Origin of the sequence: Undibacterium sp. Ji50W (genome assembly GCF_049340445.1) — a bacterium.
Classification (GTDB): domain Bacteria; phylum Pseudomonadota; class Gammaproteobacteria; order Burkholderiales; family Burkholderiaceae_D; genus Undibacterium.
This window is the reverse complement of record NZ_JBMPOX010000007.1, coordinates 125,447-146,844: the sequence shown is the minus strand read 5'-3', so window position 1 is coordinate 146,844 and position 21,398 is coordinate 125,447. Positions and strand designations below refer to the sequence as shown.

Annotated in this window: 11 protein-coding genes; 6 read left to right on the top strand and 5 right to left on the bottom strand. The window is 49.7% G+C overall.

The genetic code is table 11. From position 1 onward, the window contains the following. Positions 1-554 precede the first annotated feature (554 nt). The 3 genes from ACO0K9_RS12960 to ACO0K9_RS12950 are packed head-to-tail and all read right to left on the bottom strand — an operon-like array spanning position 555 to position 4,089. Positions 555-1,445, bottom strand: a complete 891-nt coding sequence (locus tag ACO0K9_RS12960; protein ID WP_422985492.1) for an AEC family transporter — start codon at positions 1,443-1,445, stop codon at positions 555-557. Between the two features lie 34 nt (positions 1,446-1,479). Then, positions 1,480-2,070, bottom strand: a complete 591-nt coding sequence (locus tag ACO0K9_RS12955; protein ID WP_422985490.1) for a response regulator transcription factor — start codon at positions 2,068-2,070, stop codon at positions 1,480-1,482. 27 nt (positions 2,071-2,097) lie between these two features. After that, the gene (locus ACO0K9_RS12950) at positions 2,098-4,089 is read right to left on the bottom strand and encodes an ATP-binding protein (protein ID WP_422985488.1); all 1,992 of its coding nucleotides are present in this window, start codon (positions 4,087-4,089) and stop codon (positions 2,098-2,100) included. Between the two features lie 171 nt (positions 4,090-4,260). On the opposite strand from ACO0K9_RS12950, the gene ACO0K9_RS12945 reads away from it, so the two are divergent. The 3 genes from ACO0K9_RS12945 to xerD all read left to right on the top strand — a co-directional run bounded on the left by ACO0K9_RS12945 (position 4,261) and on the right by xerD (position 7,473). Beyond that, positions 4,261-5,265: a TRAP transporter substrate-binding protein gene (locus tag ACO0K9_RS12945; RefSeq protein WP_422985486.1), complete on the top strand. Its 1,005-nt coding sequence runs from the start codon at positions 4,261-4,263 to the stop codon at positions 5,263-5,265. A 751-nt stretch (positions 5,266-6,016) separates the two neighbouring features. Then, on the top strand, positions 6,017-6,538 hold the full coding sequence (locus tag ACO0K9_RS12940) for a methylated-DNA--[protein]-cysteine S-methyltransferase (RefSeq protein WP_422985484.1): 522 nt from the start codon (positions 6,017-6,019) through the stop codon (positions 6,536-6,538). Between the two features lie 14 nt (positions 6,539-6,552). Continuing rightward, complete coding sequence (gene xerD / locus ACO0K9_RS12935) at positions 6,553-7,473, top strand: site-specific tyrosine recombinase XerD (protein ID WP_422985482.1); 921 nt, start codon at positions 6,553-6,555, stop codon at positions 7,471-7,473. Positions 7,474-7,572: 99 nt separating this feature from the next. Here xerD and ACO0K9_RS12930 read toward each other — a convergent pair whose 3' ends face one another. Continuing rightward, the gene (locus tag ACO0K9_RS12930) at positions 7,573-9,585 is read right to left on the bottom strand and encodes an alpha/beta hydrolase family protein (RefSeq protein WP_422985480.1); all 2,013 of its coding nucleotides are present in this window, start codon (positions 9,583-9,585) and stop codon (positions 7,573-7,575) included. A 96-nt stretch (positions 9,586-9,681) separates the two neighbouring features. Next, complete coding sequence (locus ACO0K9_RS12925) at positions 9,682-12,573, bottom strand: TonB-dependent receptor plug domain-containing protein (RefSeq protein WP_422985478.1); 2,892 nt, start codon at positions 12,571-12,573, stop codon at positions 9,682-9,684. A 621-nt stretch (positions 12,574-13,194) separates the two neighbouring features. Here ACO0K9_RS12925 and ACO0K9_RS12920 point away from each other — a divergent pair. The 3 genes from ACO0K9_RS12920 (at position 13,195) to ACO0K9_RS12910 (ending at position 21,363) form a co-directional block, all read left to right on the top strand. After that, entirely contained in the window at positions 13,195-15,837 is a 2,643-nt protein-coding gene (locus ACO0K9_RS12920; protein ID WP_422985476.1) for a zinc-dependent metalloprotease, read from the top strand. Positions 15,838-16,482: 645 nt separating this feature from the next. Next, positions 16,483-19,233, top strand: coding sequence for a TonB-dependent receptor plug domain-containing protein (locus tag ACO0K9_RS12915; protein ID WP_422985475.1), 2,751 nt, complete (start codon positions 16,483-16,485; stop codon positions 19,231-19,233). Positions 19,234-19,365: 132 nt separating this feature from the next. Continuing rightward, positions 19,366-21,363, top strand: coding sequence for a S9 family peptidase (locus tag ACO0K9_RS12910; protein ID WP_422985473.1), 1,998 nt, complete (start codon positions 19,366-19,368; stop codon positions 21,361-21,363). Positions 21,364-21,398: the final 35 nt, after the last annotated feature.

Genomic DNA, 21,398 nt, shown 5'->3' with positions numbered 1-21,398 from the left:
CTGTTGCTGTTGCTGTTGCTGTTGCTGTTGCTGTTGCTGTTGCTGTTGCTGTTGCTGTTGCTGTTGCTGTTGCTGTTGCTGTTGCTGTTGCTGTTGCTGTTGCTGTTGCTGTTGCTGTTGCTGTTGCTGTTGCTTTTGACGTTTGGGGTTGCAGTTGACTCTAATCCGCTTGGGACGAAGCCATTTGTGTAGTGCAGAAAATGGATCAGAAATGACCGATGTTTGAGCGAAGCGAGTTGCGGGCATTTCCCATTTTTTGCACTACATAAATGGGCACTCCCGCAGGGAGCGAGTCTGCGGTCGCCTTTCTTTGATTCCGTTCTTTGGCGAAGCAAAGAAAGGAATTCGGCCGCCGGGCCGAGACCCGGCTTGTATCCACGAAGAGCAATCGCGTTAATTAACGACACGGCATACCACGACAGACACTAGGCTCCAGCCTTCGCTGGAGCGACGTTAATATGATTGCTGCTTATTGCCTATTTCAACTGTTCGCAAACGATTGATATAGCTGTAGTTTAGTTGGTTCAAGAGAATCGCTTGAGATAGGCATCCCCTCACCGCACCAAACTCAACCACACCGGCAAAGTCAGCACCGACAACACGGTGCTTGCTGAAATCAGGAAAGCCACAAATGGCCCGTTGCCCCCCATGCGTGCCGCCAGTACATAAGCGCTGGAGGCGGTGGGCAGGGCGCAGAAGATGACGGCGATTTGTAGTTGCAGTAGCGGCAGTTCCACCCAGCGGCCCAAAAGCAGGGCGATCAAGGGCAGGGCCAGCAGTTTGACGGCCAGGAAATAACTGGCAATGCCTTTGGCTTCGTTCAGGCCGGACACACGTATGCCAGCGCCGACGGCCAGCAAACCGAGGGCGATGGACGCATTACCCAGGCGCGACAGGGTGGCGGCGATGCCTTCGGGTAACTGGATTTGCAAGACGCTGAACAAGACGCCACTGGCGGTACCGACCACCAGCGGGTTGCTGGCGATTTCTTTCAGTAGCCTGCCGCTATTGTGTGCCAGTGCATACACGGCGGCCATATTGCATAAGGGGACCAGAAAGCCGATCAGCAAGGCCATCAGCGCCGTACCTTGTTCACCGGCCAGGCGCGAAGCCAGCGCCAGTGCAATATAAGAATTGAAGCGGAAGGCGGTTTGTACGCCGGATTCAAATATGCGTGGCGCAGTCTTGAACAGAAACTTTGCGCACCAGCCCAGCAACATGCCGCAGGCTGTGGCAAATACGGCTACCTGCAATAGGTGACGGGTGGAATGGAAATCAAACTGCGTGCGTGCCGTGGTGTAAAACAGCAGCGCCGGGAACATGATGAAATAAACGATTTTTTCTACACCAGCCCAAAAATGTCCACCCCAATGTGCATGGCGTGCCAACAAAAAACCAAGCAGTATCAGGGTGAAATCTGGAAAGAGCAGGGTGAAGATGGACATGCCCAGGCATTTTCTCTATGGTCAGTACGGTCTCTTATTTAAGTATGCCAGCCAGTTCGACGGCAGTCTTCACTTGCATCTTGTCAAAGATATGGGCGCGATGCACTTCAACGGTACGCATGCTGATGCCTAGCTGATCGGCAATGACCTTGTTCATTTTTCCCTGCAGTATCAGTTCCAGCACTTCTTTTTCACGGCTGGAGAGGGTCGCCAGGCGTTCATGGATGACGGCGGCGCTACCGGCCTGGCGTGATTGTGTCAGTGCTTCCTGCACACGGTCCATGAGTTTGTTGTCGTTGAAAGGCTTCTCAAAGAAATCAAAAGCACCGCGTTTGAGGGTATCGACGGCCATCGGTACATCGCCATGGCCGGTCAGAAAAATCACAGGCAGGCGTTTGATCAACTGTCTGGATGCCAGCATTTCAAACAGGCTGGTGCCGCTCAGGCCGGGCATGCGCACGTCCAGCAATATACAATCACCCTGGGTGTCGAAGGCCATGGGGCGGTCGAGGGCGGCCAGGAATTTTTCGGCGCTTTCATAACTGTGGGCGGCAATCTGCCTGGACCTTGCCAACCATGACAAAGCGTCGCGTATGACTTCTTCATCATCAATAATGTGTAACATGCTGCCTCCCAGACGGTAATCGGCGCTTCAGTTGTCTGCGCTCTGCTGTTGTTGATAGATCGGTAATGCAAACTGGAAAATAGTACCACCCACAGGGTTATCCCTGTGTGACAGCTTGCCGCCATGGAATTCCACCGCTGTGCGGCAGATATTCAAACCCATGCCCATGCCCGATGATTTGGTCGTGAAAAACGGTGAGAACAGTTGTTCTGCCACTTCAGCAGGAATGCCATGCCCACGGTCTATCACGGCGACGATGACTTGCTGCATTTCTTCGTCATAGCTGGTTTCTATACGCAGGATACGATTTTCTGGTGGTGTTTTTTGCATCGATTCAATCGCATTCCTGGTTAGGTTCAATAATACCTGTTCCAGCAAAACGCTATCGGCCAGCACCATGGGCAGGCCGGATTTGATTTGCCATTGCAGGGCGACATGGCTGGCCTGGGCCTGTAGTTCGACCAGCGGCGTGACACTGTGTATCAGGTCGGTGATTTGTACCGGCTCCCGTGTGGCTTCGCGTTTTTTGACGAATTCGTGCACGCTGCGGATGATATGGCCTGCCCGCTGGGCCTGGGCATTGACTTTTTCCAGGGCGCTTTGAAACAGCGGGCGGTCTATGATGCCGGATTGCAGCAGGTTGATAGCACCCGTGGTGTAACTGGAGATGGCGGCCAGTGGCTGGTTCAATTCATGCGCCAGCATGGACGCAATTTCACCCATGGTGGCAAGTTTTGCGCTGGTATGCAGTTTTTCTTCCTGTTGCCGCGTCAGGTCTTGCGCACGTCGTAGTTCGGAAATGTCGAGGATGGAACTCATCCAGCCGGTCTGCCTGCCGTTTTCATTGATCAGCGCTGACTCATAGATCAGGACTGGTATCCGTTCGCCACTGGCATGCTGGTACACGGTTTCAAAGCCTTCTGACGGTACCGAGCCGGCCAGCAGGCGGGTAAACCTTTGCTGGTACTCTTCTATGGCTTCCGGTGCCCAGTAGGGCATAGGTGGCACTTTTCCTATGATTTCTTCAGCGGGGAAGCCGACCATACGACAAAACGCCGGGTTGACATAGGTCAGGCGGCCTTCCATGTCACGCGCACGTAAGCCGGTGACCAGGGAATTCTCCATTGCTGTACGAAAGGTGACCTGCTGCCGTAAGGCCCCTTCTGCTGCCAGTCGGCGATTAATATCGCGCCACAGTGCGATCAGACTCCAGATCAAACCTGCTGACAGCAAAATGACAGACAGTACCAACAAGTTGGAAAGCAGCTTGGGTTCGCTTTTGATACTGTTGGTACGCAGTATCAGGGTCAGGCTGGGTAGCTCGAGCGCCCGGCTGTGGGTATAGACGTTTTTGCCGCTGCCACCAGCTGCACGTTCTGCCAGTATGCGGTCATCTATGTCTGTGATGGTGATCTGGTTATCCTGAGCGAACCACCAGGGTACCAATTCGTCCAGGATGCCACTCATGCGATAACTGATCATCATGCTGCCTACGCGATGTTCATCCTTGATCATGGGTATCTGACAATGCAGCAGATAGGCATTTTTGGCATTGATTTCCAAAACCGGCTTCTGACAGACCGTTTCTTCACTGACATCCAGTGAACCAAATTCAAATTTTGGCACCGGCAAACGCTCGGCACTGGCCAGCATGCCCTCACGGGTATCGACGATAACCTTGTTGTTGGCGTCATACCAGGCGATACGCTGGACCTCGTGGTTATTTTTCAAAACCGCCCGGAAGCGATCCAATACGGTTTCTTTTTGCAGTTTGGCAGAGGCAATTTCACTGGCGATCTGGCGCAAGACTTCATCATTACGGTTTAACTGGAACTGTATGGCTTGCTCTACCCAGAGGGAATCGGCGATTAGTTGTTCTTGTCGTTCATTGGCCTCCATGCGCTGCGCTTGCCACGGTAACCAGATCAGCGTGGATAGAAACAGTGACAGCAGCAGGATGGGAATAATCCAGCGCCATTTCTGATTTGGCCAGGATTGGGTGCGGTAGAGGCTTTTCATGAGCCTAGTTTACTGTACTGCCAGATTTACGGACAGTGCGAAATTGAACTCTCTGTTCGTGATAATCAGTGAAAAGCAGCGAACCATCTCTTACGGTTATCCACAGTTGCCAGATTGCGCCGACATTGAAATAATTCGTGCCACAATACCAAAAAAATGTCTGGAGACAATATGCAACTGAAATCAGTACTGTTTTTCCTGTTGACTGCTTCCGTCGTCAATGGTGCAGCATTTGGTCAGACACCTATTGTGATTAAATTCAGTCACGTCGTCGCCAATGACACACCTAAGGGTAAGGCAGCAGAGCGTTTCAAGGTATTGGCCGAAAAGGCTACCAAGGGACGCATCAAAGTGGAGGTATACCCTAATAGTATCCTGTACAAAGACAAAGAGGAGCTTGAAGCCCTGCAATTGGGTGCAGTGCAGATGCTGGCACCGTCGCTGGCAAAGTTTGGCCCTTTGGGCGTCAAAGAATTTGAAGTTTTCGATTTGCCTTATATTTTTCCATCCAAAGAAGTGTTGTACGCCGTGACCGAAGGGCAAATAGGTAAGGACTTGATGAAAAAACTGGAATCCAAAGGTATTACGGGCCTGGGTTTCTGGGACAATGGTTTCAAGGTTATGTCATCTAACAAGCTCATGCATTTGCCTGCAGATATGAAAGGCCAAAAATTGCGTATTCAGTCATCCAAGGTGTTGGATGCGCAAATGCGTGCCTTGGGCGCCAGTCCGCAGGTGTTGGCCTTTTCTGAGGTATACCAGGCATTGCAAATGGGGGTGGTTGATGGAACTGAAAATCCGCCTTCCAACCTGTACACGCAAAAAATGTATGAAGTGCAAAAACACGTCACTCTCACCAATCACGGTTACCTGGGCTACGCTGTCATCGTGAACAAAAAATTCTGGGATGGGTTGCCGGCAGATATCCGTGATCAGCTTGACGAGGCGATGAAGTCTGCCACCAAATACGCGAATGCAATTGCCCAGCAAGAAAATGATACTGCCCTGGAAGCCGTCAAAAAATCCGGCAAGACAACGGTCTATGTGCTGACCGATAAGGAAAAAGCGGAATGGCGTAAAGCGCTGTTGCCGGTACAAAAAGAAATGGAAGGCCGTATCGGCAAGGATTTGATCGCCAACGTCAATAAAGAAGCCCAGAAGCTCGGCTACAAGTAATACAGTCCTCTCCGCAGTTCTCTCTGGTATCGCCAGGGCATGCAGTGCCTGTGGCGACGTATCGCATTGCCAGATGTCATGTGAGCCTGGTCCTTGCTTTACACAGGCTGCCGGCAGCATCTACGCCGGTATTCACTACAAACCCACAAGCTTGAATTGTGTAGCCAGTACAGGAATCACCAAAATGGTGATTCCTGTACTGTTTGTAACGGGTTGTCACACTTTTGTCACACTTGAGAAGAGAATTCGCTTGCAGCTGCTAATTACTTAAGCAAGTCATATCCCGACGGCGTTGCTAAAACTAATATATAAGTAGATAAATAAAAGCAGGATTGACCAAAGTTAAAAAGAAATTGCTGTGTTTTCCGCTAGGAAATACGGCATTTTTTATTTTCGCAAAATAAAAATTGGCATTGCCTAGCACATTTTTAGAGGTTATGATCATATTTCACAAATCTGCAACAACGCACCAATTTGTACCATTTTTATTTTGAAAGCCAATTCTGACCATGCTATATTCTCGTCAGTTCAGATTTTTGCAAGACGAAAAGCAAGTACCAGTTTAAAAGGCGGTAGTGCAAAATAACGGTAAAGATACCGTACACACTGAGGAGACGCGCGTTTTTACTACAAGCTGAGCGGATGTGATAAATTAAAAAAATCATGTACGCTAAACAGCCGAAAACGCGAAAGACGTTTTAAAGGCGCATCGGATGATGCGCCTTTTTTTCTTTTGCCTGAAAGGAAAATCATGCTGGACAAAGAGTCGGGTATTTTTTCAGCCATCGTAGAGGCACCTTTCGGTGCTGTCGGTATTCGCAGTGAAGGCCCCCACATTTCTGAACTGGTATATCTGCCAGCGCGCTTCAAAGAAAAAGCACCGATTGACAAGTTGACCGAGCAGGCAGCGAAACAGGTTGATGCTTACCTGAAGAATCCTGATTATCAATTCACACTGCCTTTGAAAGGTGCCGGTACGGCTTTTCAGGGCCGGGTGTGGCAGGCAATTTCATCCATACCGCGTGGACAGGTATTAACCTATGGGCAGATTGCCAAGCATTTGCGCTCTGCGCCACGTGCCGTAGGCCAGGCTTGCGGTGCCAATTGGTACCCACTGGTGATCCCCTGTCATCGTGTGACGGCTGCCGGTGGCATCGGTGGCTTTGCCCACCATGATGACGAAACCGGTTTCCATCTTGGTGTGAAACGCTGGCTACTCGCCCACGAAGGCGTGGCCGGCTACACCCAGACTCAGGATGCATTGTGGAAGTAAAAGGCAAGTCAGGCATGCTGCCAGAACCTGCGATTGCTTTACCGGCCAGTATAACGGCACAAATTGACCAGTTTTGTGATGCCTTGTGGCTGGAAGACGGGTTGGCCAAGAACACCATCGAAGCCTATCGCCGCGACATGCGCCTGTTTGCCGAATGGCTGCAGCATACCAATGGTAAAGACCTGTACCAGGTCAGCCATGCAGATATCGGCAGCTATATTGCGGCGAAACATGCCAGTTCCAAAGCCAGCTCTGCCAACCGGCGCATGAGCGTGCTGAAACGTTTTTATCTGTTGGCATTTCGTCAAAACCTGATCAGCCAGAATCCCTGTAGCAAACTGCGTTCGGCCAGGCAGGCACCGCGTCTCCCCAAGACCATGAGCGAAGCTCAGGTGGAATCCCTGTTGAAAGCCCCCGACGATTCGACCCCGCTTGGCTTGCGTGACAGGACCATGCTGGAAGTGCTGTACGCCTGCGGCTTGCGGGTCAGTGAACTGGTGGGGCTGCGCTCTATTGAAGTAGGTTTGAACGAGGGCGTCTTGCGCATTACCGGCAAGGGCGGCAAAACCCGTCTGGTACCTTTTGGTGAAATAGCCCGCGCCTGGCTGGAACGTTATTTGAAAGAAGGGCGGCCTACCATCTTGAATGGACAGATTGATGATGCACTGTTTGTCACCGCACGCGGCGCGGCCATGACGCGGCAGATGTTCTGGATACTGATCAAGAAATATGCGGAGCAGGCGAATATTGCGGTGGCATTATCACCCCATACCTTGCGCCATGCCTTTGCCACGCATTTGCTGAATCACGGTGCGGATCTGCGGGTTGTACAGTTATTGCTGGGCCATGCGGATATTTCGACGACACAAATCTATACCCATGTCGCCAGGGAAAGGTTGAAGAAACTGCATGCGCAGCATCATCCGCGAGGTTGAAGAGGGTAAGGTAATGTACTTGCCTGACAGGTGACAGAATAAAAAAAATCCACGCATGGTATGCGTGGATTTTTTTGATTACTTGCTTACTTACCTTGCTTACTTGACTGCGGTATTCTCTTCCAGGAACTTCTCTACCCTGGTCCAGAAATCGACATTGTTTTTCAGTTGGCGCCAGCCGTGACCTTCACCCGTATAAGTGATCCATTCCACTTTGGTGCTAGCAGGGAGTGCTTTCTTGAAACGCTCACCGTGCACCAGAGGAACGCGACGATCTTCGATACCATAGGCAAGTATTAAAGGTTTGGTCAGCCGACTTGCCAGTTCTACCGGCGACGTTGCTTTCAATTGAGCTGCATCTTTTTCCTGGTCTCCAATGAGAATGGGCATACCGATGCGCGTTCCTTTCGTACCAGCTGTATCACTCCAGGTGACGTCATAGAGTAAGTTGATGTCGGTGACACCTACCCAACTGATGCCACAGCGATACATTTCGGGTTCCTTGATCAAACCCATTAAGACTGCATAGCCACCGTAGCTGGCGCCTGCAATACAGATACGCTTTGGATCAACATAGCCTTTTTCAATGGCCCATTTTGTTATATCCGTGACGTCATCCTGCATGGCAAGTCCCCACTGTTTCCACCCTGCTTTATACAGTGCCTTTCCATAGCCCTGGCTACTGCGGAATTCTGGTTCGATCACTACATAACCGCGTGACGCCAAAAATTGTGTTTCAGCGTTCCAATCCCAATGTACACCCCGCAAATGTGGTCCACCATGCACCATGACTACCATAGGCAGGTTCTTGCCTGTGCTATTGCGTGGAATGGTGACATAGGTAGGAATCTCCAGGCCATCACGGACTTTGATCCTTACGAAGTCTTTGTAAGACATCGCCTTGGAGTCGACGTCCGGCTTTCTGTCGCCTATGGCGGTAAATTTATCGGTTTTCGTGTTGTAAATCAAGAATGAGGCAGGGTGGATATCTGAATGCGAGTTGATCACAATGAATTCGTCGTCGGAATTTTCTCCGCCCGACAGGGTATTGACTGTGTTGGGTAAAGCCTTATCTATTTTTGCCTGATAGGATTTCCATTTCTCATCCAGCCATAAAGCGCCACCAGCATCAGTCTCGTAAATTACACCCAAGAGTTTGTTTTGTTTTTTGTTGAATACAAAGCCATCGGAAAAGTCAAAGCCCTTTTCATAGCCGCCTTGAAAATCGAAGCCCTTAGTAGATACAAGCGGTGTGCTATCAATTTTATTTTTCTCAAGATCGTAGCTATAGATGGAAGTTGTGTCCTGTCCATTGTGAGCCTTGACGTAAAGTTGGCCATCTGGAGCAAAGAATGTCGGGACAAATCCATCTTCCTTGATACTGTCAAATGTAATGAGATTGCGCCATTGTTGGGTTTTTTCATCCTTATATTCAATGCCTGTAAGATTATCTACGCTTGTCACTGCAATACGGGCTTGGCCGGATTTATCCATCATGAAATCTACAGAATTGACTGGTGTAGGAACGACTTCATTTCGCCCTGTTACTGTATCGAGTTTCAGCAATGCCGCAGTAGGGTTTTTACGCGTTCCTGTTTGACGGACTACATAAACTATATCGGTTTCATTTGAACCGATAGTGGAGTGAAGTTCGTGCACACGATTGAGTACCCGCGCTTTATCGTCACCAACGTTACCGATCAAAGTACGAAATTGAGTGCCATCACTATTGACTGCAAATATACCGTTTCCACCGCGGGATTCTCCTAACGGAGCACGAATATCATTTGTATCAAAAATCAGCCTTCGACTATTCACCCAGTAAAACGATACGACATCGGTTTTATCATAGCCTGCAACGATTCTTGGTGCGAGAGTGGCTGTGTCCATGACAGACAGCACGAGTCTCTGGTCCTTGTTCATTGCGAGCATGCCGATTGATTTTCCATCAGGCGACATCTGTACTTTTTGGATTTGCGAAATCTTGAAGAAATTCTCAACCGGGATTTTTTCCTGTACTGGCGTCTGGGCATGGACTGGCACCGTCAGACTGAAAGCGATAATTGCGCAAACAGAAAGTTGCCTGCACATTGTAGTGAGCACCTGTTTCATTCTTTTTCCTATGGGGTTCATTTTTGAAAAATAAGAAGCACTAAAAATAAACGCCCCGGATTACGAGGCGTTTATTCCTTACACTACGTTACCCGATCAACGGAAAACGTATCTTGCAGAGAGTGTGAAATAACGGCCGAAGTCGTTATGCAAAGTTGAGTTGTAACCTTGCTGGATAGTTGCAGCAGTGGTTGTTGGATTGTAAGGTGCTTTGGAATCAGTGATATTCCTGATGTTGATACCCACAGTCAGATCTTTATTAAATAATCCTGTGTAGCTATAACCTACGTCCAGAGTAGTCCAGCTTGACATTTGGCAATCTGGGAAATACTTGGTGTAGTTAGGCTGATTCGCAAACGTTGTGGTCGCACCTGCAGGAACACCAGAACCATAGAAGCAATATGGTGTGGCGTAAGTAGTGGCGTTGTCATAACGACGGTATTGTGAAACGCTGTCGGTGAAGTTGACAGTGCCGTATACCGTGTGCGGACCTTTTTCCCAAACGCTACGCAATGTTGCACGCAGACGCGGGATACTACCTACCGATGTTGACCAGTCATTCAAACCACCCGCTGTACCAACCGCATTTCTTTCAACATCGCCTGGAGATTCAGCACGACGATAAGAAATCAGGTAAGTAGATCTGAATGAAGTGGACAGTTTGCCATTTTCACCCAGGTTGTTGCGCATTTTCAGCTCAAGATCCACACCGCTGACTTCAGTACTACCTTGGTTAACCCAAGGAGTTTTTACTGCCAGCAATGGGCCTGTACCCGGGATAGGGTTACCGTTCGCATCTTTCAACTGGTTCAGCGGATTGGTATCACGGAGGATGTAATCAGCTGGGAAGTTGCCTGGATGTTCCAGCAAGAAAGTTGCGCTACTCAGAGCAACTTCACCTTCTTGACGCAGTTTGTAAGCATCTACCACAACGTCAAAGTTGGCTGTTGGCGAGTAGATCATACCAAAAGCCATAGTCTTGGATTTTTCTGGTTTCAGGTCAGGGTTAGCACCACCAACACCGGATACGCTCTTGGCGCAATCAGCCTGTTCAGCGCCGGCAACAGGGTTTGCACCGTTAGGGCAACGGACAGGATCAACTGTATTGTTCAGGAAGAACTGCGCACCACCGGCCGCAACCTGGGACAAAGCCGGAGCACGGAAGCCTTTAGCATACGTACCGCGGAATGCCAGACCGTCAACAACGGTCCATTTTGCACCGACTTTAGGTACGAAGTTACCTTTGAACGAAGGGTATTTATCGTAACGGCCAGCGAAATCCATTTCAAAGTTTTTCAGGAATGGCGTACGGAACTCGAAGAATGCGGAAGAAACATTACGTTTCGCATCAATCGCGGTTGTTGCCAGACCCAGAATGTCACCACGTGCATTCAGCGGATCAGGAGCGATACCCAGTTTTTCCTGACGGAGTTCAACACCAGCCGCAAAGCCGATGGCACCACCACCGAGGTTACCGAATTCTGTCGTTGCCTTGGCATCCCATTGGGCGATTTCAGCAGTACCGACGTTGGTCAGGTCAGGGCTCAGAGTTGGGTCAGCTGCGATGGAAGCCAGTGAACGGTTGTCTGTGATCAGCTTGCGCAGTGTAGGCAGGTACAGGAAGCCGTGTGCAACTTCATTGCGCTCGGAACGGTTCCACAGTACAGCACTTTCCCAATCCCATGATGCAACTGTGCCTTTCAGACCAGCGACCACACGGGCTGCCTTATTGTCCAGATCAGTACCACTTTTGAGATTTTCAAAACGGTAAGAAACGGCTGTACGGGCATCTGGATTCGGATTGTCCGGATGGCCGACAGGCAGAATCGCCTGGAATGGTGTTGCCAGACCACCAACCAGGAAGTTGGTGGTTGGCGATGTACCGCTGATGGTACGTGGAGATGCACGATACACACGCTTGGTGTCGTTATACGCAAACTCACCGAAAGCAGACAGCTTGTCGTTGATTTTCAGGTTACCAACAGTCATGAAGCTGACGTCATCGCCCTTGGTCTGAGCGTCGGTATCTGCATCCAGATCGTAGTTACAGAATGTACGGCCAAACAATACGCTGGTAGCTGCGATGTTGTTGACAGCAGCGCCTGTCACTTTACGTGAAGGATCGCAGTTAGTCTGGTTGATGACTGTTGCGCCTGTCGTGAAGAAGGACAGGGAACCAGGCGTACGCTCCTTGAAGAAGAAGGCCTGATTGGAAACGCTGCTGCTGAAAGGATTCAGACGATAGTTAATGTCAGCATAAGCTTGGGCATTGATATCGTTGGAACCATTTTTGATGGTCGTGGCGTTTTGTTTTCTGTAGTCCAAAGCAAACAGAACGTTGTAACCCTGGCTGGAATAGTCACCGAAACCGATGGTACCGTTCACATTTTGGCGACCGAATTCGCGGTCATCATTGGCAGCGATACTGGTGGCAACTTCACCGCCCTGGTAGTCACGCTTGGTGATGAAGTTGATAACACCAGCAACCGCATCGGAACCATACACTGCTGACGCGCCATCTTTGAAAATTTCTACTTTTTCAATGGCAGACAGAGGGATGCTGTTCAGATCGTACAGCGTGGACTGGCCGTTGTTTGGGTTCGCGTACGCGGAAGGCGTCATGCGGCGACCATTCAACAGGATCAGGGTGGAGGTTGAACCCAGACCGCGCAGGGATGCTGTTGCAACACCACGTGAGAAACCATTCTGGTCTGGGGTATCGTTGTAACCACCGGTACCCATGGAAGGGACGCTCTTCAACAATTCCAGCACGGTTGTTGCACCGCTCTGCTTGATTTCTTTTGCAGTGATGGTTTGAATTGGTGATGTACCTTCTTTATCAGCACGTTTGATGTTCGAGCCGGTAATTTCGATACGTTGCGGTGCTTCAGTCTGAGCGTGGGCATAACCCCCGATCAGCATGGAGCCAGCGAATACGCTGAGTGCCAGACGTACGGACTGTACGCCAACTTTTTCTTTGAAAATCATTATTATTCCCTCTTTATTGATAGACCAGATGCAATCGGGTGCCGGATCCGTTTGTGGCAGTTTAACTTTGGCACGTCGGAAAATTTTGTGAACTTCCATGTTTGCCTGTACTGCAGTCTGATGAGATATTGCTATGTTTTTTCCTCTTTAAATTTACGCCCGGGAAATGAAAAGCAATTAATCAAACAGAACTTTATTATGTAAATAAAATACCTATATGGGAAAGCATTTGTTACGCTTTTTTGATTTCTTGTTGTATGACTGAGACAAGAAATGAAAATTTACTTTCGCAATTTCTGAAAAAGCACGGTTTTGTGACTTTTTTGAAAAGTCGCTTAATTACATATAATTTCAAGTAATAAGCTTATAAAAGCATAGAAAATAGCTTATTTTCTTGTAAATATGATCAATAAATCGATGTTTACTTGCTCAATTGCATATATTTTTGCGCTAAAAAATGCGAAAAAATTTTCAAATTATGAAATTTCTGCAAAAATCAACTTGTGAAAAGGTTCCTGCGACTTGTAAGAACTTGTAACGAAAAATGTGGTCTACAAACACAGTCAGGTAGCGCCCGGGGCCGGGTTGACTGCCTGTTTTTAATTTAACCAGGATTGATTTATGAAATCGTCAAAAGAAAGCCATTTTAAGAAAAAGACCATGCTGCTTTTGTTGTGTGCAATGGGTAGCGCAGCATTTGCGCAAACACCGCCAGCAACACCTGTTGCCGGTGCTCCTGCTAACGGTGCGGTTACTCCTGCGCCCGGTGCCGCCCCTGTTGCTGCCCCGGTGGCATTGCGTCCTTTCAAAGATATCATTAAGGATGCCAAAGAGCTTAGAGGCTTTTTCAATCTGTATCAGAAAGACGACAAGGTCTGGCTGGAAATTCGTCCTGAGCAATTCGACAAGCCCTTCCTGTTCACTTATAACATCCCGAACAGCATAGGTGAGCGTGGTCTGTATGGCAGCCAGATGGGGGGCGGCCACCAGGCTGTATTCCATAAAATCGGCAACCAGGTGCAATTGCTGGCAAAAAATGCCGAATATTACGCTACCCCAGGTACGCCACAGGCAAAGGCCGTGGCCCAGGCGTTTTCTGACAGCCTGCTGGGCAGTGCCCCTGTGTTGAGTTCGCCGCATGCAGAATCGAAAGGCATCCTGATTGATGCCAGCGCCTTGCTGTTCTCTGATATCCCCGGCTATTCGACCCGTCTGGAATCGGCTTACCGCATGGCTTATGCGATTGACCGTAGCAATACCAGCTTCAGCAAGGTCAATGTAGATGAATCATTGACAGGTCTCCTGGTGAATACGCATTTCTTCGTGCCAAGAATTGCCGCCGCACCACTGGTGCCTTTGCCGGTTCCCATGCCAACACCGCCAACGACTACACCAGACCCGCGCAGTTTCTTTGTCGGCTTTTACTATAACTTCTCAGCCTTGCCGAAAGAGGTAATGCGCCCACGTATGGCAGATGACCGTATTGGCCACTTCGTGACTACCAGCTACGATTTTACCGATGACATCCAGCCCAAGACTTCACGTCATTTCGTGAACCGCTGGCGTCTGGAAAAGAAAGACCCAACTGCTGCCCTGTCTGAACCGGTACAGCCTATCGTTTACTGGCTGGATAAAAACGTCCCTGAGAAATACCGCAAATCGATTACCGAAGGCATCCTGGAATGGAACAAGGCTTTCGAGAAAATCGGCTTCAAGAATGCCGTGGTCGCCAAGCAGCAGGCGGAAAGTGATACATTTGACACCATGGATGCAGGTCATGCATCCGTTCGCTGGTTTGTCGGTGCCGATGTCGGCTTTGCGATTGGGCCTTCACGTGTCGATGACCGCAGTGGCGAAATTCTGGATGCCGACATTGGCATGTCCGATGTATTTGCCCGTGGTGCCCGTCGCATGATAGGTGAAGACATGGGGGGGCAGGTCGCCAGCCACCAGCACAACAGTGACTGCGATTTTGCCCACGAAGCGGCAATGGAAATGGGCTTTGCGATGGAATTGCTGGAAGCACGCGGTGAAGTGGACATGGATAGTCCGAAAGCAGAGGCACTGGCGCAAGCCTATGTCAAAGACGTCATCATGCATGAGGTTGGTCATACCCTGGGCTTGCGTCACAACTTCCGCTCATCCACCATCTATACCTTGAAGCAATTGCAGGACCCGGCCTTCACCAAGGCCAATGGTCTGGCAGGATCGGTCATGGATTACATCCCCTTCAACCTGTCTACCAAGGGTGAGCCACAGGGTGAGTATGTGATGTCTTCACTTGGCCCATACGATTACTGGGCGATTGAATATGCGTACAAACCGATAGAAGCCGATAAGGAAAAAGACGAACTGACACGCATTGCGTCGCGTTCTACGGAACCGCTGCTGGCTTACGGCACAGATGAAGATTCCATGGGCACCTTAGTGTCTGATCCTGATGTCAACGTCTTCGATCTGGGTTCTGATCCTTTGACGTATATCCAGAAGCGCCTGACGATTTCCCGTGAGTTGTGGGACAAATTGCAGACCCGCCAATTGAAGGCTGGCGACAGTTATGAAAGCCTGCGTCGCAGTTTTGAATATGGTTTCGGTCAATTTGCCCGTACCGTACCGCTGGCGACCAAATATGTCGGTGGCACCACCTTCCTCAGGGACCATGCTGGAACCGGTCGCGCTACCTTCACCCCTGTGCCGGTAGAGCGTCAGCGTCAGGCTTTGAAGCTGGTGTCAGACAGCTTGTTCACGGCCAAGAGCTTTGTATTCACACCGGAATTGTTGAGCCGTCTGGGTGTGGATCACTTCCAGCGTGCTGGTCGTAGCGATATTTCTATCTCGGCCCGTCTGCTGGGTTTGCAAACTGCGGCGCTGGATCAGTTGATGTCAGACGTGGTTGCGCAACGTATGCTCAATACGGCAGAAAAACTGCGTGATCCAAAGAAAGTGCTGTCCCTGCATGAACTGTACGGCAACCTGCAGGCCAGTATCTGGAGTGAATTGTCCAATGGTGCAGAAATCACATCTGCCCGCCGCAATTTACAGCGTGAGCATCTGAAGCGTTTGTCGAATGCCCTGATCAAGCCGACTGCAACGGCACCAGCCGATGCCCGCAGCCTGCAAAGGGAACAGGCTACGCAATTGCTGTCCGCCATTCGTGGCGCTGTCGGCAAACCGATGAGCCCTGAGTCGCGTGCGCACTTGTCAGAAAGCCTGGCTACCTTGAATGAAGTGTTGAAAGCGTCACTGGTAAAAACAGGCGTCTAACAACTGTAAGCTGGCCTGATGCTTCAGTCCATCTCTGAAACCCGTGCTTCTGGCACGGGTTTTTTTATTGGGGCGCGGCATTTGAGCGGGTTGGCGATGGAATATTTACTATCAATTGGCTACGAATTTCCGGGTGGGAAACGCAAAAAAAAGCCATCGCGTAAATAATATTTCCATAACGTAATGGCGAATTGATATTACTTAAATGGAATGACTCAAAAAAACAACATCCTAAATATATTTATAAAGTTAGTTAAAAACCAATTTTTAAAAACTTAATTTTGGTAGGAAAGAAAAATCCATAAAAAACATTCCTTTTGCTAAAAAAACAAAAACATTATTCCCTAATTTAACAAATATCGAATTCGTCATTCCGAAACGCAGCGATAAAAACCCAACAAGTAACATTCTGTAACGCCTCATAATCGAATTTCTTTCGATGGTCGTAGTGCTTTTTGCAAGTAAAAAATGCCGGGAGTGTGTGAAGCAAACAGTTTTTTTGAAGGAGGACTGTTTGCTACCGAATGGCATGTCATGGATGTGGATACAAGGGATGAATGTCGATATCCATCAGTCATGGCGGCAATGACGATACAGGAAAGAGAAACGCGCTTGCATTGAAAAAATAAAACAGAAAGGTAATTCATGAAGCTGAGTCGTCTCACATTCGCGCTGTCCAGCATAGGTCTGTTCTCTATCGCCACTGGCGTATTGGCACAGGTAACCACCACCCAAGAGGATGAAAAGAAAGCAGAAAAAGTCCAGAAAGTGGAAGTGACTGGTTCAAAAATCAAGCGCATCAATTACGAAACCGCATCACCGGTACAAGTGATCACCCGGGACGAAATCGTACGTGGTGGTGCTACTTCCCTGACGGAAGTGCTAAAAACCATTTCTGCCAACCAGGGTGGTATTGATGAAAACCGTACCAATGGTTTTACCGCTGGTGCATCCGGCCTGAACCTGCGCGGTATCGGTAGCCAGGCAACCCTGGTGCTGATCAATGGCCGTCGTCTGGCCGCCTATGCACAACCAGAATATCAAACCACCTTCGTTGATTTGAATTCCGTGCCTGTGGGCGCGGTTGAGCGCATCGAAGTCTTGAAAGACGGTGCATCGGCGATTTACGGTTCTGAAGCGATGGCCGGTGTGGTCAACATCATCTTGCGTGACAATTTTGTCGGTGCGGAAATCAGTGGCTCGCTCGCGCAATCACAAAAAAATGATGGTGAGCAGGTCCGCACCACCATGAGCTACGGTTTTGGTAGCCTGGTCGAAGATCACTACAACGTATATGCGACCCTGGATATCCGTCAGCGCAAGCCCATGTTCATCAGCAAGCGCGATGATTACCTGAGCACCGAAGATCTGCGTCCATATGGCTATAAGGATAACCGTTCTCTGTACACTTTCCCTGGCAATATTTACTGGACGGACAAGGCGACTGGTAAATTTGTTTCCCGTAGCCTTGACAAGAATTGCCCTGCAAATAATCTGGTTCCTGCCGATACCTTCTTTGGTGCCGGCACGCTGGGAACCGCCTGCGTGTTCGATGACCTCAAAGATGCATCGGTGAACTCTGGTGGTAAAACTGATCGTGTTGGTCTGGTCAGTCGTGGCACATGGCAGGTCAATGCTGACATGACTGCATTTGCCGAAATCATGTACAACCAGAATAAAGCCACCGTCACGGGTTTGCCCCACTGGTTTGCCGGTCAAAATGGACTGGATACAGGGCCTTTGCCAATCACCCACCCACAATATCCTAAAGAACTGATTGATCCTGTCACCGGCAAGACCTTGGCGGGCGGTAACGGCACCGTGCGTGTGCGCGCATCCCTGAAAGACTTTCCGGGCCAGGGGCTGGAAAATACGACTGATTTCGGTCGTTATCTGGCGGGCTTGAAAGGAACGTATTCCAACTGGGATTGGGAATCTGCACTGATGTATAACACCAGCAAAGTGGAATCCAAGGCGACTGCCGGGCTGTTGGCGACACCATTTATCGCTGCTTACAACAATGGTACTTTCCTGTTTGGCAGCTCGGCACAAAACGCTGATCTGTACAAGAAAATCGTGACGGACTCTGCCGACAACTTCAAGTCTGGCATGTATATGTGGGATGCCAAAGTCTCTGGTGAATTGATGCAATTGCCAGCCGGACCATTGTCCATCGCGATTGGTGCAGAAGCACGTCGTGAAACCCTGGAAGTCAATCCTTCGCAATTGTCCGTCGATGGCGAGTTATACCACCGGGCACAGTCACAACCCGGCTATACGCGTGGCCGCAATATTGCATCCACCTATGCTGAATTGTCGGTACCTATTTTGAAAACCCTGGAAGGGCAGATTGCGGCACGTTATGACCGTTACTCCGACTACGGTAATTCGACCACGCCGAAAGTGGGTTTGAAATGGAATGCGCTTCCGACCCTGATGTTGCGTGGTACGTATGCGACCGGTTTCCGGGCGCCGACGCTGGTAGAAAACTCCACCCAGATACTGAAGGCTTTCCTGTCTTATCGTGATCCTGAGCGTTGCAACGATCAATTCAAGAATGGCTGCCAATGGAGCAGTTCTTATGAAAGCGGTTCCAACCCAGCCCTGAAACCAGAAACCGCAGACAGCTTTACCCTGGGACTGGTATGGGAACCTACTACCTGGTTGAATGCCAGCCTGGATTTTTGGCAGATCAAGCGTAAGGATGAAATCTCTACATTCGATCTGACCACGGTATTGGCAAATCCTGGTCGTTACGCAGGTAATCCGGCAGCAGTCATTACGCGTGATCCTTTGAGCGCAGCCGACAAAGCTGCTGGGGCCACTGCTGGTGAAATCACCAACCTCAGGTTGTTGCTGACTAACGTGGCAACCACCCAGGTGCGTGGTGTGGATATGGACATTAATACCAATTTCAATCTGGGTGAATATGGCCGTATCAATCCTAATCTCAAGGTCACTTACAATCACTCGTATAAATCTGCGCCGTCACCAGAGGCAGAAGCGATTGAATACGCGGGTTCCCGTAATCAGCCACGAGTCCAGGCAACTGCCGGCATAGCCTGGGAAAAAGCCGCATGGAAAGCATCGCTGGATGCCGTTCATATCGGTCACATGTCGTCGAATAGCGACTTTACTCAGCCATGTGTATTTGCAACCCAGGGTTATGCCAATCTGTGTAAGGATATTCCCTCCTTCACGACTTTTAACCTGGGTGGCAGTTATTCTGGCTTGATGAAAGATCTTAAATTGAGCTTTGCAATCAGAAACGTGCTGGATCGCATGCCTCCGTTTGCGCCTAGCGCAACGTCAGCGCAGGCCATTGCCGCCATCACCAGCTTGCATGATGTGGTAGGTCGTTACTTCCAGATCACAGTGGATTACAAATTCAAGTAATTTCATGAGCTGATAAGTGCCGGAATCCCAGATTCCGGCACTTATTTTTTTATCAGCAGGCTTTCTGACGCATAGTGATATAGCGATATAAAAAAGAGTAACAAAAACAGATTCTTCTGAGGGAGATAAATCGTGAAGAAACAATTTTACAGGGTCGTCATGGCTGGCATGGTATGCGTAACTGCTATAGTCAGTGTGCCCGCGTTTGCAGACAAATCCATACCGGTAGCAGATTTCTTTAAGAAGGGGCAATTCAGTGGCGGCCCGGTCTTGTCACCCGATGGCCAGAGCATGGCGGTACTGACACCACGCAATGGACGTTTCGTGCTGGCCATTATCCGCCTGGATTCGCGCCAGCCCAAAGTGATTGCAGCGGATTCAGAATACGACATCATTGCGCCGAGCTGGGTCAACGACAAGCGTCTGGTATTCAGTGTGAGTCGTGGCAGTGATGTGGCGCTGGAAGACAATGATGGTGGTGGCTTGTTCGCAGTTAATAGTGATGGTTCCGCTTTCCGCAAACTGGTGCCTACCAGGAAAGAGGCCCGTGGCGGCAATATCGCTTACAAGCCATTTTCCGTATTGGCACGTGTTTTTGATGGCAGTAATGACCTGATCGTTGTGAATAACCAGCGCGGCAGGGATGCCAAACTGGGGGCTTCCGACGTATTGCGGCTGGATACCGTTACGGGCCGGACCAGGCTGTTGACCTTTGATAACCCCGGTAAGGTCGGCGACTGGATACTTGACGAGAACAATGTCATACGAATTGCTGTGGCCAGCGATGTCGATCCGGACAATAAGCGCATCAAGCAGGTGGTGTATTATCGCGATGCAGAGACCACTCCCTGGAAAGTTATCCATCAGGCTTACCTGGATGAAGGCAAGGAAATGCATCCGCTCGGCTTCGACTTTGACAACAAAACCTTGCTGGTGGCAGGTCGCTTCAATGGCCGTGACAAAATGGCTGTGTATATATGGGACTTTGCCAAGCAGACAGTGGGCGAGATGGTGGCAGATCATCCCGATGTAGATGTAACAGACCTGGAATTGGATAGCCTGCGCAAAAAATTGATAGGCGTCCGCGTTGAAGGGATGTTACCTGACATGATCTATTTCGATGATGACTATGCCAAACTGGAGGCAACGTTAAAGGCAAGTTTCCCAGGACAAGAGGCTACATTTCAGTGGAGTGGCAAGAATGTCGTTGTCGCAGTGCGTGGTGACAATAACGTTGGTTCTGTTTACTTTTATGACACTGAAAAGAAAGTGCTGGAACCTGTGTACGTCGTTAAGCCAGAATTTGAAGGCAAGAAATTATCGGCGCAAAAGGTCATCAATTACACAGCACGTGACGGCTTGAATATCCCAGCTTATCTGACTTTGCCGGAAGGTATGCCAGCGAAGAACTTGCCTCTGGTTGCGTATATTCATGGCGGGCCGCATGCGCGTGATCAACATGGCTATGACCCCATTACACAAATGCTGGCTTCGCGCGGCTATGCTGTTTTGCAGCCGCAATTCCGCATGTCTACCGGCTTTGGCTGGAAGCACCATACCGCTGGCTGGAAGCAGTGGGGCCTGGCTATGCAGGATGACATTACCGACGGGGTGGAGAATTTGGTCAGGCAAGGCATTGTTGACAAGAATCGTGTCTGTATCATCGGTGCCAGCTATGGTGGTTACGCCACCATGTACGGTCTGGTGAAAGACCCGGACCTCTACAAATGCGGCGTTAACTGGGTCGGTGTGACCGATGTCAAAATGCTGTTTACCGTCAACTGGTCAGATATGTCTGGCCCCTATATGGATAATATGGGGGCAAAAATGCATGGTGATCCAAAAACTGACGATGCCTATTTCCATAAAGTGTCGGCGCTAGAAAACTCCAGCAAGATCAAGGCACCGGTCTTGATGGCGTATGGCAGCGAAGACGTCAGGGTTCCGCTGATTCACGGTGAAAAAATGCGCGACAAGCTGCTGGCACAAGGCAATACGGTGGAATGGATGGTATTTACTGGCGAAGGCCATGGCTGGGCAAAAGAAAGTAATCGCATTAAATGGGGCGAAGCTGTCCTGCGTTTCATAGACAAATATATAGGCGACAATTCTCCCGCAGCCAAAAAATAAGGGGCGTGGCGTAAAAAATCACAACCGACAGCTTT

Bases quoted from the DNA above. Each gene is read 5' to 3' on its own strand.
- ACO0K9_RS12960 (WP_422985492.1), bottom strand. From the start codon at position 1,445: ATGTCCATCTTCACCCTGCTCTTTCCAGATTTCACCCTGATACTGCTT.
- ACO0K9_RS12955 (WP_422985490.1), bottom strand. From the start codon at position 2,070: ATGTTACACATTATTGATGATGAAGAAGTCATACGCGACGCTTTGTCA.
- ACO0K9_RS12950 (WP_422985488.1), bottom strand. From the start codon at position 4,089: ATGAAAAGCCTCTACCGCACCCAATCCTGGCCAAATCAGAAATGGCGC.
- ACO0K9_RS12945 (WP_422985486.1), top strand. From the start codon at position 4,261: ATGCAACTGAAATCAGTACTGTTTTTCCTGTTGACTGCTTCCGTCGTC.
- ACO0K9_RS12940 (WP_422985484.1), top strand. From the start codon at position 6,017: ATGCTGGACAAAGAGTCGGGTATTTTTTCAGCCATCGTAGAGGCACCT.
- xerD (WP_422985482.1), top strand. From the start codon at position 6,553: ATGCTGCCAGAACCTGCGATTGCTTTACCGGCCAGTATAACGGCACAA.
- ACO0K9_RS12930 (WP_422985480.1), bottom strand. From the start codon at position 9,585: ATGAAACAGGTGCTCACTACAATGTGCAGGCAACTTTCTGTTTGCGCA.
- ACO0K9_RS12925 (WP_422985478.1), bottom strand. From the start codon at position 12,573: ATGATTTTCAAAGAAAAAGTTGGCGTACAGTCCGTACGTCTGGCACTC.
- ACO0K9_RS12920 (WP_422985476.1), top strand. From the start codon at position 13,195: ATGAAATCGTCAAAAGAAAGCCATTTTAAGAAAAAGACCATGCTGCTT.
- ACO0K9_RS12915 (WP_422985475.1), top strand. From the start codon at position 16,483: ATGAAGCTGAGTCGTCTCACATTCGCGCTGTCCAGCATAGGTCTGTTC.